We start from the raw sequence: 19,002 nt of genomic DNA, 5'->3' as shown, positions 1-19,002 counted from the left end.
GCTAGTATCCCGGGTTTTGTACGAGCGTGGGATTGTAAAGAAGATCGTTATAAGGGATGGGGTATAAAGCCGCGTGGCCGTCGGCGGGCCACCAGGGCTTTTCGCGTCCCAGCACGGCATTGATGGAGTCGGTCCGCTTCAAATCGAACCAGCGGTGGCCCCATTCCGTAAAGAGCTCCGTTTGTCGTTCATGCAGAATCACCCCCATGGCCTGTTGCAGGTTGCTGACCGTCGTGTCGCCCAGACCGGCCCGGTTGCGGATCACGTCGATGTCCTGCATGGCGCCGGTGTAGTTACCTTGCTGCGCCCGGGCTTCGGCCCTGATGAGGTAAATCTCCGCCAGGCGGAAGACCATCAGGTCTTCGGTCGTGTTGTGGGGGTTGGAAAAGAGGCTGTTTTTATATTTGTAGGGATAAGGATAGGTGGTCGCGCCTACTTTTGACGTGCCCGTCCAATGGGCCTGGCGCAAATCACCGGGTTCAAAGGCCTGTAGGACAAAAGGCGACAGGGAATACGTAGGTGCCAAAAAACTAAATATGGGCGTGAAGGGTGTCCCGGATGCCGGAGCTATTTTTGGATAGTAGGTGGAATTGTTACCTATCTGCCAGATCGCTTCCTGGCTTTGGTCCAGGAAAACATTGTCGAGATTAGCCACCAGCGCATACATACCGCTGTTCAGGATGGAGTCGCACCGGGTCTCTGCATTGCTCCATTGCTGGTTGTACAGGTAGACGCGCGCCAGCAGGGCATCGGCCGTATAGCGGTTCGGGCGTAGTTTGCCCGCGGAAGGATACGCCGGCCGCATTTGCTGGCGGGCCGCCAGCAAATCCTGCTCCATGGAATTGTAAATGGCGCTGGCAGGAGTGGCGGGCAGCCGTTGGTTCACCATATAATTGGTGGACGTCACATAGGGCACATTGCCGAACCTGTTCACCAGGTAGAAATAATAGAACGCCCGCATGAAGGTACACTCACCCTCCAACTGGTTGCGATAGGAAGTGGACAAGAGGCTGTCGGTCGCCAACGCTTCCAGTGCGGCATTGGCAAGGTAAATAGCTGTGCTGTTGTAATAGTTGTCGTAGAAACTAGTGCTGGTCGACGCGATGGTGGGGGCGCCTGCATAAAGCGAATCCCGGTAATAGGCCAGGTTCGTGGTATTGGTCAGGGAATTGCACAACAGCTCGTCTGCCCCGAGGCCTCCGTAAATGTCGGGGTACCAGTTATCCCAAAGAGTGGAGGAATACATGCCGAGAACGCCCCCGGTCGCGTTGAGGCTATCGGAAAATACCTGGGTGGTAACGATCTGCCCTGCGACATTATCGGGAACAGTCAAGAGTTTATTACAGGAGGACAACAGCGTCATTCCCATGCCTGCACAAAATATAACGTACTTTCTCATAGCCGATGTATTAAAAAGTTAGGTTAACCCCACCGCTGAAAACCCGCTGGAGAGGAATATTGTAAATGCTTTGCGTGGCCGGGTCACCCACTTTGTAGGGTGTGATGGTGAACAAATTATGACCCGTCAGGTTGATCACGCAATTGGTCATCCCCAGCTTGCGCATCCACCGGGCAGGTACCTGGTAGCTGATGGCAAGGTTGTCGAAGCGTAGATAGGAAGCATCCGTGATCACCCCGGTAGAGTATTGAAAAACCTGCCCCGATGAGGTAAGGTTGGAAGAAAACTTCTGAATGGTCGCATGGTCGCCCGGTTGCCGCCATTCTTTGCCCAATATGAGGGCCGGCATATTGCTGGAGGGATAGCCCGGGCTCATCAGGGAACCGTTAAAGGCATATAGGCCCCTGAGGTAGCTCATTCCCTTTTGTTTCACGAAAAGCCCGTGGAAGTTCACTGAAAAACCTTTCCAGGAAAAACCGTCCGAGAACCCGAAGTTGACCGTAGGCACCAGGCTGATCATCTGGTTGGCATCACCACCGTATTGATACGTGGAGAGTTGGTTGGGCAGGTTGGTAACGGTTTTGCCGTCCGCTTTCAGGTAGTCGAACAACCCGGTTGCCGAATCCACGCCAATGTATTTTACAAAAGGGGCGGCGGAGCCCGGAAACCCCTTGCGATACACGGCGGCATACGTGGAATTGGGGTCGACCCGGGTGACCTTGTTATAATTCCGGGCGATATTGAAAGAGGGTGCAAACCAGATGAACTTGTTGCGGTCGCTGCCCTGTAGGTGCGTATTACCAGCCGTTATCGTCACTTCCCAACCCGAGTTCTGCAAGGTAAAGGGTGCATTTTGCGTTACGGCGGCAAAACCGGCCTGTGCAGGCAAGGGTGAAGGCAACAATTGGTCGCCCGTCCAATTCAGGTAGCTGCCCACGTTTATCAACAGCCAATTATTGAAAAAGCCCAGCGTCAAATTACCGCTAATGTCGTGCTTGGTGGCCCAATGGAAGTTGGGATCATACAAGTTATTGGGGGTATAGACCATCGAACCCTGGTACGTGATCAACGACCCATACGCGGTCCAGTTGGGTTGGTATGCATAAGGCGTTACGTTGTTGGACCCGGTGATACCGTAGTCGGCCGTCAGCTTGCCAAAGCTCAGCCAGGGCATTGTCCTTTTACTCCATTGCTCTTCGGTGAAGATCCAACCCGCGCCCGCCGAACCGAATTCACCAAAGCGGTGGCCGGGCCCGAACAAAGAAGACCCGTCGATATTGCCGGTCAGGTTCAGGATATAACGGCTGTTCCACACCAGGTTGGCGCGGCCAAACCCGGCCACATATTTATCCACGAGACCACTCGATATAATCTCGAATGAAGAGGCGCCGGACAGCGAATTCAATAAGGCGTCATTGGTATAATTACCCCCACTGATATACTGCGCGCCGGTGATATCTTTTTCATAGGTGCCACCCGCGAGCACATCTAGCTTGGCCCTTCCAAACGTGCGGTTGTACCTGAGCTGTGGTTCGATGTCGATCGATTCTTTGGTGTCGTTCTGGAAATTGGCGGTCCCGTATACCGTTCCGTAGGCCGGTGTCTGGGCGGCAATCGGTGTCGCGCTGTACCCTTTCGACTCCAACCTGCTGTAACCGGCGGTCGTTTCGAAACTGAGCCCTTTAAACAAGGAATAATTCAAACGCAACGACTGGTTCAACATATAATCCTGAGACTGGAACGGCTGCCGCAGTTGCGCATAATAATTATTGCTTTTGTTGCCCGACAGTTCATTAAGTGTATAGCCCTGGTAATACCACACCAGGTTACCCTTGCTATCGACCATATCCGGGAAATTGGGCGGCAGGTTGATCAAACCGGACGTGCCGATACCGCTGCTGTTCTTGTTATCGTCATAGCTCAGCCCGGAGACAATATCCAGGGTCAGCTTGTTGTTGGTCGACCGGATCGTCACATCGCTGTTGAGGCTGTACCGCTGGTCGGAGAAGTTGCCGGGGTAATTAAACCCGGACTTGGTGTACCCCGCCCCTACACTATAGGTGACGGTGCCGATACCGCCGGACAGGCCGACATGCACATCCGTATGCTGTGCCGTTTCTCCCAGGAGCTGTTTATACCAGTTGGTGTTTTTGGTGCTGTCGAACAGCAACAGGTCGAAATCCAGGTTGTTGAGGGATGCGGCCCGGCCGTCGTTTTTCAACGCTTCCCTGCGCATTTGCAGGTATTGCTGCGTATTCATCATGGTCACATTGGTCCCGGCTTTCGTAGGGCCCGTATTGATGGATACGTTGAGCGACGTTTTTCCCATTTTGCCTTTCTTGGTATTGATCAGGATAACGCCGTTGGCGCCCCTTGACCCGTAGATGGCCGTGGCATCGGCATCCTTTAACACCGAAATGCTTTCAATGTCCATCGGGTTGATGCTGTTCAAGGGGCTGAGACCACCATAAGGATTATTGAAGAACACTGAACTCGGTCCCGCAGACGTGCTTTGCAAAAAGCCCGCCACGTTGTTGTTTTGGGCGGCGTACGGGATCCCATCGATGATATAGAGCGGCTGGTTAAAGGTACCCTGGGTGATATACCCATTCACCAGGGTGGGCAGGGTATTCTGGCCCCGGATCTGCGTCATCGTCATGCTGCCCGGGGCGCCGCTGGTGGAGATCACCTGCAAACCGGCCACCCTTCCGGCCAGCGCATCCAGCGGATTCATCACCGGTTGCGACTCGATGTCCTGGGAGCTCACGGTCGCGATCGAGCCGACCGTATAACGCTGGGTAGTCGTGCCATAGGCAACGATCTGCAACTCGTCCAGCGTGTTGACGGCCAACTTCATGCTGATATACATCAATCCATTGACCGCCTGTCTTGTAGGGACTTCCATCGTCTGATACCCTATGAAACTGGCGACCAGCGTATCTCCTTCGGGTAAGCCGTTCAGTTCGAAGTTGCCCAGGTCATCGGTACTGATTCCTTTATGTGTCTTCCGGCTTTCGACCGACGCGCCCTTCAGCGGGGCGCTTTCGCCAAAGATGCGTCCTTTGATCTGCCCCGGCGGCGAAAGGTTTGCGGCGTTGTCCGCTACATGGGTTTCTTTAGGCTTCACCACCACCGTCTTCTCGATAATGGTGTACGTAAACGGCTGGTTGCCGAAACAGAGTGTAAGCGCCTGTTCAAGGGTGACATTCTTACACTCGACGGTGACCGGGTTTGCCTTTTTGAGCATACTCTCGGTATAGGCAAACGTATAACCGGTTTGCCTTTTGATCTCCTGGAATGCCTTTTCGAGTGGGACATTTTTCAGAGAAAGGCTGACATGCTGCGCCGCGGCGCGGTGACCCCAAAGGAGGGCCGCCATAAGCAGAAAAATGGTGACAAAATGAGCCTTTAAATGCATAACTTTGCATTGTTTGGGTGAACAATAAGCAGTCTGAAAGGGATTGTATAAATGGGCAACCCGGACATCCGCCGGAAGTATCGCAACTACTTCCGGTTTTTTTATGGGGTGACCCGTATCTTTTTACCGTTGATTTTGAAATGTACGCCGCCCGTCGTTTCCAATATCCTGAAGACGTTGGAAACATTGGTATTCCGGCTGATCTCCAAGTGAAATTTTTCCTTTATGTCTCCTTCAAAGGTTATGTCCACGTCGTACCACCGGGAGATTTGCCTCATGATGGTATTTATATCGGTCCCGTTGAAAGTAAATAACCCGTTCTTCCACGCCATCGTTTGTTCAATGTCCGGATCGGGTACGAGCCTCATAACGCCCGCCGGCTCCAGTTCGGCCTGCTGGCCGGGTTTGAGTACGGCTGTTGCAGCGTCCTTCGATACCTTTACGGCGCCTTCAAGGAGCGTGGTCCGCACGGCGGGTTCATCATCGTAGGCGTTCACATTGAAACGGGTCCCCAAAACATACACCTCTTCTTTTGAACCCACCTTTACGCTAAAGGGCTTGCTTGCATCTTCGGCGATCTCGAAATAAGCCTCTCCCGTAATCTCCACCTGTCTATCCGCTCCTGAAAACACCGTTGGGTACCGGATAGAGGACGCTGCATTGAGCCATACTTTGCTTCCGTCGGGCAACATCAGCTGGTACTGCCCTCCCCGGGGCGTAGCCAGCGTGTTGTAGAATATTTCCGTCGGTTTTTCATTTGTCGTGTGGTATGCCAATTGGCCACTGTCCGTTTTGAGCACTTTTGCGCCCCCCTGCTGTGCCAGTACACCGTTTGCCGCGCTGTCAAGAAGGATGGTCGCGCCGTTTGCCAGTGTCAGTGTCGCTTTGTTGCCACCCGGCGGTACATCATTCCTGAGGATCGCCGCCGTGGGCCTGGGTTGTCTGTGACCAAAAAAGAAATAAGCCCCAACGCCCGCAAGGATAAGGATGCTGGCCGCCACTGCCACCCACCGGCGATAAGACATCCGGCGCACCGGCGTTTCCTCCACTTCCAGGCGCTTCCCCGTTTCCAACACCTCCTGCAGCGCCGACCTCCAATACGCCATATCATACGGCATCGGAGCCATGCCCTCCACGTCATGAAAAGCATTCACGCTACGGACGATAACACCTGTATCATCCGCATCGATCAGCCCTATCAATTCTTCCACGTCCTCCGCACTGGCCTGGGAGGCCCTGATCTTCTCCAATAAAAAGGTTAGTCTGTCTGTAGTGGCCATATCACGTGACATTAAATTAACAGCCGCTTCATCATTTCTTCATCCCCTTTCTATATACGTTCGCCGAAAAGGCAAAAAGTACTCACGGGAAATAAAAAAAATGATGTGTGAGCAGCACCAACGGGACAACGATGCCCTTTTTGGCGAGGTAACCCCTCATAAACTGGCCCGACCTGTACAGAGAGTTTTTGACGCTTTGCGGGGTGATATTCAAAGCGGCCGCGATGTCCGAAGTTTTGATTCCTTTTTCCCGGCTTAAAATATAGATGTTGCGCGCCTGCTCCGGCAGCGCCTGCACGGCCTGCCGGATCGCCTTTACCGTTTCTGCAAATGCCAGGCTTTCTTCCGTATCATTGGGCGCAGTGTCCTCCAGCCGCCGGTGAAGGACCTCGTTTGCTTTCCGGGCCACCAACTGGCGCTTGAGGTACCGGTAGGCGCGGTTATAGGCGATCCGGAAGATCCAGTTCCGGGGTTCTTCGATGTCCGCCAGCTTGTGCCGGTCAAGCCAAAGGCTCAGAAATACTTCCTGAATGATGTCTTTTGCCGCAATGTCGGACCCGACCACCTTTTCGATCACCGGGTGCAAACGGGGCACGTAAGCATGGAACAGCCGCTCAAAGGCGGCTTCATCACCCGCTGCAATCAGCCTTAACAGTTCATTCTCATTATGTGATGCCACTTCCGGCACGTCTATAAGCAGAAATTTTGTGATACCCGACAAAACTAATAAAAAACCCCAACTATTGTTGGGGTTTACTATCGGGCATGCGCGGTGCTACGCCGTCACACCCGCGAGTTCCACGGCTAATTCCGCCAACCTGTTGGATATGCCCACTTCATTGTCATACCAGGCAACGACTTTTACCAGGTTACCGATGCTGCGGGTCAATGTCCCGTCGACGATGGACGAATGTGTATTCCCCAATATATCCGCAGAGACAAGCGGCTCCTCGGTATATTCCAAAACCGGGGAAGCATGATCACGGAACAGTGCATTGATGTCCGCGGCGGAAGCCTTTTTGACCAGGTTAATGGACATATCGGCTATGGACCCGTCGATCACCGGTACCCGGTAAGAGAACCCGTCCAGCTTACCTTTCAAAATCGGCAATACATCTCCGATGGCGCGCGCCGCGCCGGTGGTGGTGGGTATGATGGACTGAGTGGCGGCGCGGGCCCTTCTAAAATCCTTGTGGGGGCCGTCCTGGAGCATCTGGTCCATGGTAAAAGCGTGGATGGTGCTCATAAAGCCGGAGGCAATGCCGTATTCTTTTTCCAAAAGGTATAAAAGAGGAGCGATACAGTTCGTCGTGCAGGAAGCAGTAGACAGGATCTGGTCGTCCTCTGTTATCCAATCATTGTTGACACCGGACACGATCGTCTTTACGCCACCGGTAGCAGGGGCAGTGATGAGCACCCTCGAAGCGCCGGCATCCAGGTGCAGTTGTGCTTTGGCCCTGTCTGTAAACCGGCCGGTAGATTCAATGACGACGTCTATGCCCAGATCGGCCCAGGGCAGTTTTTCGGGGTCTTTTTCACTCAGGAGGATGATCGGATGTCCGTCGACAACGATGGTGTTGTCTTGTTGAACGACTGTCCCCTGGAATTTCCCGTGGGAAGTGTCGTATTTGAAAAGATGGGTAAGGAGCCCTTTGTCCGAGAGATCGTTGATGGCGGCTACCTGTACTTCCTTTTTATCCAACAGGGCGCGCAGGGTCATCCGGCCTATCCGGCCGAATCCATTGATGGCTACTTTCATGGTGTTATATTTCTAAAGTGTGAAGTGACGTTCTGAAGGACCGGCGATAATCACTGGGGGATATATCTATATGCCGCATGAACGTGCGGCGCATGGATACGAGGCCACCGAGACCACATTTTTCGGCGATCTGATCCATGGTGAGGTCGCTGTCTTCAAGGTATTTCCGGGCGACTTCGATGCGAAGTTTTTCCACGAATTTGGCGGGCGTCAGACCTGTTTCTTTCTGAAATACACGGTTAAAATTGCGCACGCTCATGTTGCAGCGTTCGGCGAGTTGTTCGACGCTGAGCGCTTCGGCGAGGTGCCGGATCAGCCAGGGATGAAGCCTGCCGGCGATCGAGTTTTCAAGGCTGTGGACCTGGAGCAACGTGCTGAACTGGGACTGGAATCCCGGTCGTTTTAGCGGCAGCACCAGTTTCCGGGCCGCGCTCAGGGCGACCTCACGCCCATAGTCTTCTTCCACAAGGGCCAGCGCCAGGTCGATGCCGGACGATACCCCACCGGAGGTGTATACATTCCCGTCACGCGTATAAAAAGGGTTTGTGTCTACCTTGATGGCGGGATACCGGTACTGGAACTCCTGGCTGAATTCCCAGTGGGTCGTGGCATTTTTGCCGTCCAAAATACCCGCTTCCGCCAGGGCTATCGTCCCTATGCAAACAGATCCGATGCGACGTACTTTCGGATAAGTCTTTTTCAGCCAGTGGAAAAAAGGGTGTCCGCTTTGGAAGCGCATCCTGGAAAAACCGGCGACGATCAGGGTATCTATAGGGCGGTCGATCTCCGATACCAGCGCGGGGCATCCGATTTCGACGCCGCTTTTGGTCACCACTTTTTTGGTATCGACCGGGGAGGCCAGTAAAAGTTCATACCCTCCTGCCCCCATCCCGGGATTTTCATTCAGAACCCTGTTCGCCGACATAAACACATCGCAGGGACCCGCTATATCCAGGAGGAAAATGTCGGGCATTGGGATGACTACGATCAGCTTTGGGGCTTCCTTTGACATGGCCGCTAATAATTACAGCAAAGGTAGGGCCTTGCCAGGATGGCACAAATGACATATTTTATACAATTTCGGCCATCACCGGTTATTGGCCGGCCGGTCCTTGGCCTCTTTGATGTTCAGCGGATTCGTGGCCAGTACTTTCCCCTGCAACGCCGCCATGGCCTGCTTTGCCTGGTCATCCCGCTTCATTTCTACCATTCCTTTACCGGAATTATTACCTGTAATGGGGTCAATAAAAATTTTGGCGTAGTCGACCCAACCGTAAGGGCCAAACAGTCGCTGAAGGTCATACTTGTCAAAGTCGCGCGGCAGTCCGGAAATTGTCATTCGCATTAGGCAAATATAACATTTTAGAGCACTATCAAGCCCTTTTGGGGAATATTCCATCTTTTCGGTTGAATCTGCCATTGCCGGCGCACGCTATTCGCCAGAGTTTAGCGCCTACACTAATGCATGCCAGATATGAAAATGACATTTGTACTTCTTTTTACCGTAATCTTCGCTTCTGCCCAACAGCATCGATTCTCCCTGGAGGGTACCCTTAAAGGAAAAAACGATGGGTTTATCTACATGCGGTATGCCGGCGGGAAAGGGGAATACAGAAATGATAGCGCCCTCATAACCGACGGCCACTTTCGCTTTACGGGACGTACCGGCGGGCCCGCCATCGCTTTCCTGACGACCGTGGAAAAGTCGCTGCCGGACGATGATAAAAGGATCACCAAGGCAGACGGGAAAAATGCCGTCCTTTTCTTTTTAGAGCCCGGTGCTATGGAGGTCGTATTGGATACGTCCGATTTTAAGGACGGCCGGTTTACCGGCTCCAAGACCCAAATGGACTTTGCCGCGTTCCGCGAGCAAAATGCCCTTCCCCGTTTTGTGGAGCAATACCCCAATTCCTACGCAAGTGCCTACCTCCTCTCTTTTCACCATTTTCCCCTGGATACCCTAAAGTACCTCTACAACAGCCTGACGGCAACCGTCCAGAAATGTACCTATGGGAAAATTGTCCTGAAAAATATCGAAAGGAAAGAACGGGTAGCCGTGGGCAAATACGCCCCCTCTTTCCGGCAGAAAGACCGGAACGGAAACCCGGTATCCTTAAAAGACTTTAGCGGCCATTATGTCCTGCTGGAATTCTGGAGCTCGTGGAACAGCGCCAGCCAAAAGGAAAACCAGGAACTATTAAAAACCTATCATCAGTATAGAAATCTCACGATCATCGGCATTTCGCTGGACGGGCAAAAAACCAGGCAAACCTGGCAGACCGCGGTGGACAACCTTCCCTGGCTGCAACTGGCTCCCTTAAAACTCGCGGACAATCCTGTAGCCGTCAAATACGACGTAGAAACGTCGCCCACGAATTTCCTGATCGACCCGAAAGGGAGGATTGTTGCCAGCGATGTGAATGGGGCGGAGCTTGAAAAGGCATTAGATGGATCCAATGACACGCTCTATCGCCCATAAATAGCATCTATCAACACCGTAACAAAAGTTCAATACTTTTGATGAGCACAAAACAAAACCATTATGGAAAATAACACCCATGGGCACCCGGCCGGTGCCGAGGCCAAGTGCCCCTTTCCCCACGGACAACTCAAACAAAGTGCAGGCGGCGGAACAAGGAACCGTGACTGGTGGCCGAACCAGTTGCCACTACATATCCTGAGGCAGAATTCTTCGTTGTCGGACCCGATGGACAAGGGGTTCGATTATGCCGCAGCGTTTAAAACGCTGGACCTGAAGGAAGTTAAAAAAGACATCATTAAGGTATTGACGACCTCGCAGGATTGGTGGCCGGCGGACTTTGGTCACTATGGGCCGTTTATGATCCGGATGGCGTGGCATAGCGCGGGTACGTACCGTATCGGTGACGGCCGCGGCGGTGCGACCGGGGGGTTGCAGCGTTTTGCACCCTTGAACAGCTGGCCGGACAATGGCAACCTGGACAAGGCACGGCGGCTGCTTTGGCCCATCAAGCAAAAATATGGGAAGAAGCTCTCCTGGGCGGACCTGATCATCCTCACGGGGAATTGTGCGCTGGAGTCGATGGGTTTTAAAACCTTTGGGTTTGGCGGCGGCCGGCCGGATGTGTGGGAAGCGGCGGAAGACGTGTATTGGGGCGCGGAAACCACCTGGCTGGGCAACAAAAGATATGAAGGGGACCGCCAGTTGGAAAACCCGCTGGGCGCGGTCCAAATGGGGTTGATCTACGTCAACCCGGAGGGACCGGATGGCAAACCGGATCCGCTGGCGGCGGCCCGGGACATCCGCGAGACCTTTGGCCGGATGGCGATGAACGACGAGGAAACCGTGGCGCTGATCGCGGGCGGGCATAGTTTTGGTAAAACACATGGCGCCGCGGACGCAGGGAAGCATGTAGGCAAAGAACCGGCTGCGGCCTCGATCGAAGAACAGGGGCTGGGTTGGAAAAACAGCTATGGCAGCGGCACCGGGAGCCACGCCATTACGAGCGGTCTGGAAGGGATCTGGACCGTAACGCCGACAAAATGGAGCAACAATTTCTTTGAGAATTTGTTCAGCTTCGAATGGGAACTGTCCAAAAGCCCTGCGGGCGCCTATCAATGGGTGCCAAAGGACGGAGCCGGCGCGGACCTGGTACCGGACGCGTTCGATGCAAAAATACGCCACGTGCCGACGATGCTGACGACGGACCTTGCCCTGAGGGTTGACCCCGCCTACGAGGTCATTTCAAGGCGTTTTTATGAACACCCGGACCAGTTTGCCGATGCGTTTGCCCGGGCTTGGTTCAAGCTGACACACCGCGACATGGGTCCGCGTGTCCGTTACCTCGGTTCGGAAGTTCCAGCGGAAGAACTGATTTGGCAGGATCCCATCCCGGCGGTGAAGCCGTCAAAAATCGACGAAAAAGCGCTAAAGGAGCAGATCCTGGCATCCGGATTGTCGGTCGCCCAACTGGTGACGACCGCCTGGGCTTCGGCTTCTACTTTCCGCGGCTCCGATAAACGCGGCGGGGCAAATGGCGCGCGTATCCGGCTGGCGCCGCAGAAGGATTGGGAGGTGAACAACCCGGCAGAGCTGGCCAAAGTGTTGAGCAAACTGGAAGATATCCAAAAGACCGCGAAAATTTCCCTGGCCGACCTGATCGTCCTGGGCGGTTCCGTGGGCATCGAGCAGGCGGCAAAAAACGCCGGCTACAATATTACCGTTCCTTTTACACCCGGTCGCGGGGACGCTACCCAGGCACAGACCGACGCGGCCTCCTTTGAGGCGCTTGAACCGGTCGCAGACGGGTTCCGCAACTATGCGAGGAAGGAGTTTGCCGCCAAAGCGGAGGTGTTGTTGATCGACAAGGCACAATTGCTGACACTGACCGTACCGGAATTGACGGTGCTGTTGGGCGGTATGCGGGTGCTGAATACCAACTTCGACCATTCGAAAGACGGAGTGTTCACCCAAAAGCCCGAGACCCTGACCAACGACTTTTTCCTCAACCTGTTGGACATGGGTACGGTGTGGAATGCCACCTCGGAGACGGGCGAACATTTCGAGGGTCGTGACCGAACCACCGGTAAAGTCAAATGGACGGCCACCCGGACGGACCTGATCTTTGGTTCGAATTCCGAACTCCGCGCGGTAGCCGAAGTGTACGCCTGCGCGGACGCAAAAGAAAAATTTGTACAGGATTTCGTGTCGGCCTGGACCAAGGTGATGAACCTTGACCGGTTTGAACTGGCCTGATCGTTTGGACATGGGTTGGATATATTAAGGTGGGCCACAGTGCCCACCTTTTCTATTTTACCCCCTGTTTTTCGCCGATTTACCCCCTATGGCCCCCCACCCCACAGCGTATTTTGGGCCAACCAAAAAACCCAAATAAGTATATGAAACGATTGCTTTGCCCGGCAGCGGGTATGGGAGGCCTATGCCTGCTGGCCTCCATCTTATTTTTTTCCTGCCAAAAAAATGCCCTTACCAAAAGCACGCCGCTCCAAAACACCGGCACCTTTGCCTCCGCTGCGTCCGGTTACAAAGGATTGAACTGGGCGGACCCCAACGACAACTTTTCGACCGGAAATGTAGTCCCCACCGGGCTGACGTCGACGGACAGCTACGCCACCACCCAATCGAAGGCGAATACCATCCTCGCGGCTTTCCAGCAACAGGGGGCCAATACGATCCGCATCCCCATCAATACCTATACGGTCCTGAGCGGCTGGTGGAGCGCCTATACGGGCGCCATCGACGCCGCGGTGTCCAAGGGTATGAACGTCGTCCTGGGGTATTGGGATGTCCCCAGCGGCACCGGTACCGTGGCCAACACGACCGACTTCTGGAACATGTGGCAGACCGTGGTGAATAAATACGGGAGCACCTCCGCCGTGTATTTCGAGGTATTCAACGAGCCGCACGGGTATTCGGTGTCCAACCTGACCAATTTGTACGCGACCTTTTTGTCCAACTATTCCTCAATCCCCGCGGGCCGGGTCTTGTGTGACGGTGCCGGCTATGCGACCGACGTCAATGACGTCGGTGCCGATTCCAGGCTGACCGGTTGTCTGTTATCCTATCATAACTATACCTGGTTTAACAACAGTCTGACCACGTCCGCCGACTGGGAAAACTCGCTCCAGGGCATCAGCTACCCCACACGGACGATCATGACCGAGTTTGGCGCCCCCATGAACACCGGGGACAATTTTCTCGGGTCACCGGGTACCAACAGGGACATCGCCTACCTGCAAGGGGTCACCAACCAGCTCAGGGCAAGCGGTATGGGGGGCATTTACTGGCCGGGCCTGCGCTCGGGTGATTCCTACAGCCTGCTGACGCTTTCCGGGAGCACGGTGTCCGTCAGCAATAGCAGCGGGCTGAGCCGTATCCAATACGCCTGGGGCAATACCAGCATTACGCAACCGTACGGCTCTTTTACGTCGGGCACGTACTATGAGATCCTCAACCGCAACAGCGGTGATGCGCTGGAAATCTATAACCAGTCCACGACCGCGGGGGCCATCGCCGACCAATGGTCGTATTGGGGCGGCAACAACCAGCAATGGTCGTTCACCAGCCAGGGTAGCGGCTATTTCAACCTTGTCAATCATAACAGTTCGCTGTTGCTGGACGTCAACGGCGCCTCGACCACCAACGGTGCCTCCATTATTCAATGGTCATCCAACGGTGGCTCGAATCAAAAATGGCAGGTCATCGACATCGGCTTCGGTTACTACAAGCTGATCAACGAGAACAGCGGCCAGGTGGTGGACGTCAGCGGCGCCTCCACGGCAAACGGCGCGGACATTATTCAATGGCCAAGCAACGGGGGGAGGAATCAGCAGTGGCAGATCACCGCGCTGTAGGTTTATTTTTGCCGGAAATGGTGGGGGGTCTCCCCCACCATTTTTTTAAAGAAAATAGAAAAATTCGTCGCGTGCGCAAACCCCAGGCAGTAGCCGATTTCCGCCACATCCCACGTCGTGTGCTGCAAAAGTGCCTTGGCTTCTTTGACGATGTGCTCCACGATCCATTCGGTGGTCGTTTTGCCGGTCACGGCTTTGACCGATTTGTTGAGGTGGTTGACGTGAACGGACAGTTGTTCTGCAAAACCGGCGGCCGTTTTGATCCGGATCCGGTCGTGCGTGGAGGCGATGGGGAACTGGCGCGCCAGCAGCGTCAGAAACACCTCGGTGATCCGGTCGGCGGAGGTGGTCGGTGTGTACGCGTCGACCGGGGGCGTCATTTTATGGGCCTCGTGGATCAGCAACTGGACGTGGCTTCGCAACACGTCATACTTGTACGCGTAGACACCCTCCACTTCCTGTAACATCATCCCGAAGACAGCGGCGATCCTTTCCGCGGCTAATGGATCGGGGAAAAGGACGTGGTCGCCCTGTGCCCTGAAAAAAGACGACCCGGCGGGGCTTTCATTCCTGACCTGGTTGTTCAGAAAGGCCTCGGTAAACAGGCAAAAGTAGCCGGTCTGTTTTTCAGACACGCGTTGCCAGGCATAAGGGATCATCGGGTTGCTAAAGATCAGCGCCGCGCCCTTTATCGGGATGGTCCGGTCCGCAAAGGCAATGACGGCCGCCCCTTCCAGCAACAACGAAATCTTATAATAGTCCCTGCGCATCAGCGGAGAGCGGTCGCTCACAGGCGTATCGTCCAGCCGGTATACGTGAAAGCCGGAGGCCTTGTCCTGGGCCTTGCCCCACCGTTCCAGAAACCGGTCGACGCGCTCACGGGTTTGCATGACCCGAAGTTATGCATTTCAAACGGGGTAGCGGACGCCCGTTGCCGCTTCGCTGAACCGCCAAAGGGCCGCTGCTTTAACCGGATCGATCGCATAAGGGCGGACGCCCAGGGGCTCGGGGGAATCTTCCGGGACCACCGCCGCGATGCGGCAGTCCTGGCAATAGACGCCGCCTTTGCCTTGTAAGGCTTCGCTGATGGCGCACCATACGGACGTCGCAGCGCCCTGCTCTAACGTCTTAAACGGCGTAGGCGAGCTCATGACCCGCTCGTTCCAGTTTTGTTTTTCCTCCTCCGTCATAAAGCGAAAGATGTCCGTTTGTATGCCCCCCGGATGCAGGGCAAAGGCCCTTACCCCATCCGCTTGTCCGGCCCTGTCCAGTTCGACGGCAAAAAGCACGTTGGCCGTTTTGGACTGGCCATACGCCGCCCATTTATCATAGGGCTTTTTGTCAAAGTTGGCGTCGTCCAGGTCTACATCCATACGCCGGTGCCCGATGGAGGAAACGGCCACGACCCTGGCGCCACCGGCGTTTTTTAACGCGGGCCACAGCCGCCCCGTCAGCTGAAAATGCCCCAGGTGGTTGACGCCAAACTGGAGCTCATAACCGCGTTTGTCCTTTTGCAAGTCCGGCACCAGGAAAAGGCCGGCGTTGTTGACCAGGATATGCAACCGGTCGTATACCGACTGGTACTTCTTTGCAAAGGCGTCGACGGACACCGGGTCCGCCAGGTCTAGCGGGATAAAGGATACATTTTTCAACCCGCTGAGCCGGTCGTCCGCCTTGGTTATGTCCCTGGCGCCCACGACGACTTGTGCGCCTATTTCCGCCAGCGTTTTGACCGTCTCGAAGCCGATACCCGAATTGCCGCCCGTGACGACGGCGATCTTTCCTGTCAGATCGTGGCCTGCAGCCGCCTCGGCGGCCGTGGTGCTGAAGCTGAAACCTGTTTGTGCTGTTTTCATACAGGGGCAAAATTAAGACAGGGGTGGCGGCAAAAGTTATGCGAATCAATCCAATGATGATGCCAAAAGAAAAGCGCTTACATTTCCATCATGAAGCGGTGCGTTTTATATTGCATGGCCATCGCCTGGATCGGGTGCACCACCAAGGTGTCCAAGATCACCGACATCTGCCGGGACACCCTGACGATGAATACCTTCCTGCACCAGGATATTGGCGGCGACAAGGTCATCTCCTACAATTCTTATGACAACGGCCGGGTCAACCGGTATCACTTCGTACGAAAGGACGGCCGGTGTATCCTAACGGAGCACGCCCTTCAATACAAGCCGGATTCCACCCGCGACGGAGACGACGGGATCACACGATACGTCGATACGCTGCTCCACCGGATGGACCGGATGGGTATCCGGGCAATAAAGGCGGACACCACCGGTTCCGGCATCGATCTGACGATCTACCCGATGGATGCGGATGGGCTTTTGTTTTACGTCAAAGACCCGCAAAAGGTAACCGCCCCGTCTTGGGTAAAGTACCTCCGGTCGATCGAAAAGATCGATGAGCATTGGTATTATGATAAAAAGGCATAGGTCCTTTTCGCGTATATTGCTCCCATGAAACGATTCGCCGTTTGGGTCCTTACCCTCCTCCCCCTTGCTCCCGCCGCACAGCCACTGCGGCTTTGGTATGACAGCCCTGCCACTTACTGGGAAGCCACGGTACCCTTGGGCAATGGCCGTCTCGGTGCGATGCCGGACGGGGGCGTAAAAAACGAAACGGTCGTTCTTAACGACATTACGCTTTGGTCCGGGGGTCCACAGGACGCGGACATACCGGATGCCTGGCAACACCTCCCCGCGATACAGCAGTTGTTGGCGACGGGCAAAAATGTCGAGGCGGAGCAACTGATGGCCAGGTATTTTGTCTGCAAGGGGCAGGGCTCCGGATTCGGAAGCGGCGCCAAGGTTCCTTATGGTTGCTACCAGGTCCTGGCCAACCTCGGCATTCACTATGACTACGGGGACGATAGTATCGCCACGGGTTATTACAGGGACCTGAACCTGGACAGCGCGCTGGCGACGACGACGTTTACCCTCGGCGGTACACAATACCGGCGGGAATACTTTACGAGTTTTAACAGCGATGTGATCGTCATAAGGCTTAGCGCCAGCCAAAGAGGGAAAGTCAATGTCGATCTTGGTGTGACCCGGCCGGAAAGCAACAGTCCCGCCACCATCAATGACGGGGTATGGGCATTGAACGGCCGCCTGACCAACGGCACCGACGGCAAGGGAATGCGGTACACGGTTCGCGTCGCTATCAGGACGGAAGGCGGCGAGCGTGTCGGCACGGGTGTCCGGCATGCCGACGCGGCGGTGATCTATATTTCCGCGGGCACGGATTTCCATAACCCCGGCTACATACAAACCGCGCAACAGCGGCTGGCGCAAGCCATGGCGCATTCTTACGCGGAGGAAAAGGCCGCGCATATCCGTCGCTTCCGCCGGCTTTTTGCCCGCGCCACCCTCACGCTGGGCGGACCATCGGGCGACAGTCTTCCCCCGGACCGCAGACTGGCAGCCTTTGCCGGCGGCGGGCAGGACAATGGTCTCGCGCCTCTTTATTATCAGTTCGGACGCTACCTGCTGATCTGCAGCGACCGGCCGGGTTTGCTTCCCCCCAACCTCCAGGGTTTGTGGGCCCATTCGATTCAAACGCCGTGGAACGGGGACTACCACCTTAATATCAACATCCAGATGAACCACTGGCTCCTGGAGGAAGCCAACCTCGGGGAGCTGAACCAGCCCTTTCTGAAGCTGGTGGAGGGGCTTGTCGAACCGGGCGAAAAGACGGCCTGGGCCTACTATCACGCCAAGGGATGGGTGGCGCACACCATCACGAATGTCTGGGGATATACGTCACCGGGAGAAGGATATTCGTGGGGCTCCTTCAACACCGGGTCTGCCTGGTTGTGTATGATGCTGTGGGAGCACTACCTGTTTACAAAAGACGAGGCATACCTGAAACGGTTGTTCCCCTTGCTCAAAGGCTCCGCGGACTTTTACCTGGGCTCCCTGGTGCGGTCACACGGCTGGCTGGTCACGTCGCCGTCCAACTCTCCCGAAAATGCGTTCCGTCTCCCGGACGGGCAGACGGCCAATGTGTGCGAAGGGCCGACGATAGACAACCAGATCCTCCGGGCGCTTTTCGGGGCCACCATCGTGGCTTGCCGGAAACTGGGTCACGACTCTTTGCGCATGGCCTGTGAAAAAGCCATGGCCTTGTTACCGCCCACGCGCATCGCACCGGATGGCCGCATCATGGAGTGGTTGGAAAATTATACGGAGACGGAACCCCACCACCGCCATGTGTCGCCCCTTTGGGGCCTCTACCCCGGGAACGAGATCGGGCAGGGCGATACGGCGCTGGAAAAAGCAGCGATGGCTACCCTGGAAGCCCGGGGCGATGCAGGCACGGGCTGGTCGCTGGCCTGGAAGGTCAACTTTTGGGCGAGGCTGCACGACGGCGACAGGGCCTATCGCCTGTTGCAGGACCTGTTGAAGCCGATATACGCCACGGGGGTCAATATGCGTAACGGCGGCGGGACATACGCCAACCTTTTCTGCGGCCATCCGCCCTTCCAGATCGATGGGAATTTCGGGGGCGCTGCCGGGATTGCGGAAATGTTGTTACAAAGCCAGAACGGGTATATCGAATTGCTGCCCGCGCTGCCCAAAGCGTGGCGGGACGGGTCCTTTAGCGGCTGGAGGGCCCGGGGAGGCGTGGAAGTTTCTCTACAATGGAAGGATGCGAAACCCGTGAGGGCAGTCATCACGTCTATGGTGGGAGGGCGATATACCCTAAAAATACCGGGGGGTACGAGAACGCTGGCGCTTAAGAAGGGGGTGCCTACTAAAATTGATTTTGAATAATTCGA

14 protein-coding genes are annotated in these 19,002 nt (G+C 55.3%); 5 read left to right on the top strand and 9 right to left on the bottom strand.

What is annotated here, in order from left to right:
• Position 1 precedes the first annotated feature (1 nt).
• The 7 genes from EDB95_RS20245 to EDB95_RS20215 form a co-directional block, all read right to left on the bottom strand.
• Positions 2-1,399: a RagB/SusD family nutrient uptake outer membrane protein gene (locus EDB95_RS20245; RefSeq protein ID WP_133996393.1), complete on the bottom strand. Its 1,398-nt coding sequence runs from the start codon at positions 1,397-1,399 to the stop codon at positions 2-4.
• 10 nt (positions 1,400-1,409) lie between these two features.
• On the bottom strand, positions 1,410-4,778 hold the full coding sequence (locus EDB95_RS20240; protein ID WP_162852702.1) for a SusC/RagA family TonB-linked outer membrane protein: 3,369 nt from the start codon (positions 4,776-4,778) through the stop codon (positions 1,410-1,412).
• 140 nt (positions 4,779-4,918) lie between these two features.
• Complete coding sequence (locus EDB95_RS20235; protein ID WP_133996387.1) at positions 4,919-6,097, bottom strand: FecR family protein; 1,179 nt, start codon at positions 6,095-6,097, stop codon at positions 4,919-4,921.
• A gap of 82 nt (positions 6,098-6,179) precedes the next feature.
• Entirely contained in the window at positions 6,180-6,776 is a 597-nt protein-coding gene (locus EDB95_RS20230; protein WP_162852701.1) for an RNA polymerase sigma factor, read from the bottom strand.
• Positions 6,777-6,872: 96 nt separating this feature from the next.
• Positions 6,873-7,856, bottom strand: a complete 984-nt coding sequence (gap, locus tag EDB95_RS20225) for a type I glyceraldehyde-3-phosphate dehydrogenase (RefSeq protein WP_133996382.1) — start codon at positions 7,854-7,856, stop codon at positions 6,873-6,875.
• A gap of 4 nt (positions 7,857-7,860) precedes the next feature.
• Positions 7,861-8,868, bottom strand: a complete 1,008-nt coding sequence (locus tag EDB95_RS20220) for a GlxA family transcriptional regulator (protein WP_133996379.1) — start codon at positions 8,866-8,868, stop codon at positions 7,861-7,863.
• Positions 8,869-8,943: 75 nt separating this feature from the next.
• Positions 8,944-9,201 carry an RNA recognition motif domain-containing protein gene (locus EDB95_RS20215; protein ID WP_162852700.1) on the bottom strand — a complete coding sequence of 86 codons (258 nt, stop codon included), beginning with the start codon at positions 9,199-9,201 and terminating at the stop codon, positions 8,944-8,946.
• 129 nt (positions 9,202-9,330) lie between these two features.
• On the opposite strand from EDB95_RS20215, the gene EDB95_RS20210 reads away from it, so the two are divergent.
• The 3 genes from EDB95_RS20210 (at position 9,331) to EDB95_RS20200 (ending at position 14,210) form a co-directional block, all read left to right on the top strand.
• Entirely contained in the window at positions 9,331-10,335 is a 1,005-nt protein-coding gene (locus EDB95_RS20210; RefSeq protein WP_162852699.1) for a TlpA disulfide reductase family protein, read from the top strand.
• Positions 10,336-10,398: 63 nt separating this feature from the next.
• A complete protein-coding gene (gene katG, locus EDB95_RS20205) occupies positions 10,399-12,591 on the top strand; it encodes a catalase/peroxidase HPI (RefSeq protein WP_133996370.1) in 2,193 nt (730 codons plus the stop codon).
• Between the two features lie 143 nt (positions 12,592-12,734).
• Entirely contained in the window at positions 12,735-14,210 is a 1,476-nt protein-coding gene (locus EDB95_RS20200; RefSeq protein WP_246073754.1) for an RICIN domain-containing protein, read from the top strand.
• Positions 14,211-14,212: 2 nt separating this feature from the next.
• Here the strand turns inward: EDB95_RS20200 and EDB95_RS20195 are convergent, their stop codons facing one another.
• Together EDB95_RS20195 and EDB95_RS20190 are read right to left on the bottom strand one after the other, a co-directional pair.
• Positions 14,213-15,100, bottom strand: coding sequence for a helix-turn-helix domain-containing protein (locus EDB95_RS20195; RefSeq protein WP_133996366.1), 888 nt, complete (start codon positions 15,098-15,100; stop codon positions 14,213-14,215).
• 18 nt (positions 15,101-15,118) lie between these two features.
• Complete coding sequence (locus EDB95_RS20190) at positions 15,119-16,066, bottom strand: SDR family NAD(P)-dependent oxidoreductase (protein ID WP_133996365.1); 948 nt, start codon at positions 16,064-16,066, stop codon at positions 15,119-15,121.
• A 90-nt stretch (positions 16,067-16,156) separates the two neighbouring features.
• On the opposite strand from EDB95_RS20190, the gene EDB95_RS20185 reads away from it, so the two are divergent.
• Positions 16,157-16,654, top strand: a complete 498-nt coding sequence (locus EDB95_RS20185) for a hypothetical protein (protein WP_133996363.1) — start codon at positions 16,157-16,159, stop codon at positions 16,652-16,654.
• 24 nt (positions 16,655-16,678) lie between these two features.
• Positions 16,679-18,997, top strand: a complete 2,319-nt coding sequence (locus EDB95_RS20180; protein WP_133996361.1) for a glycoside hydrolase family 95 protein — start codon at positions 16,679-16,681, stop codon at positions 18,995-18,997.
• The last annotated feature ends 5 nt before the right edge of the window (positions 18,998-19,002 follow it).

It is taken from the genome of Dinghuibacter silviterrae (assembly GCF_004366355.1).
Classification (GTDB): Bacteria; Bacteroidota; Bacteroidia; order Chitinophagales; family Chitinophagaceae; genus Dinghuibacter; species Dinghuibacter silviterrae.
The sequence above is the reverse complement of the archived record's forward strand: the minus strand, read 5'-3'. Positions and strand labels throughout refer to the sequence as shown.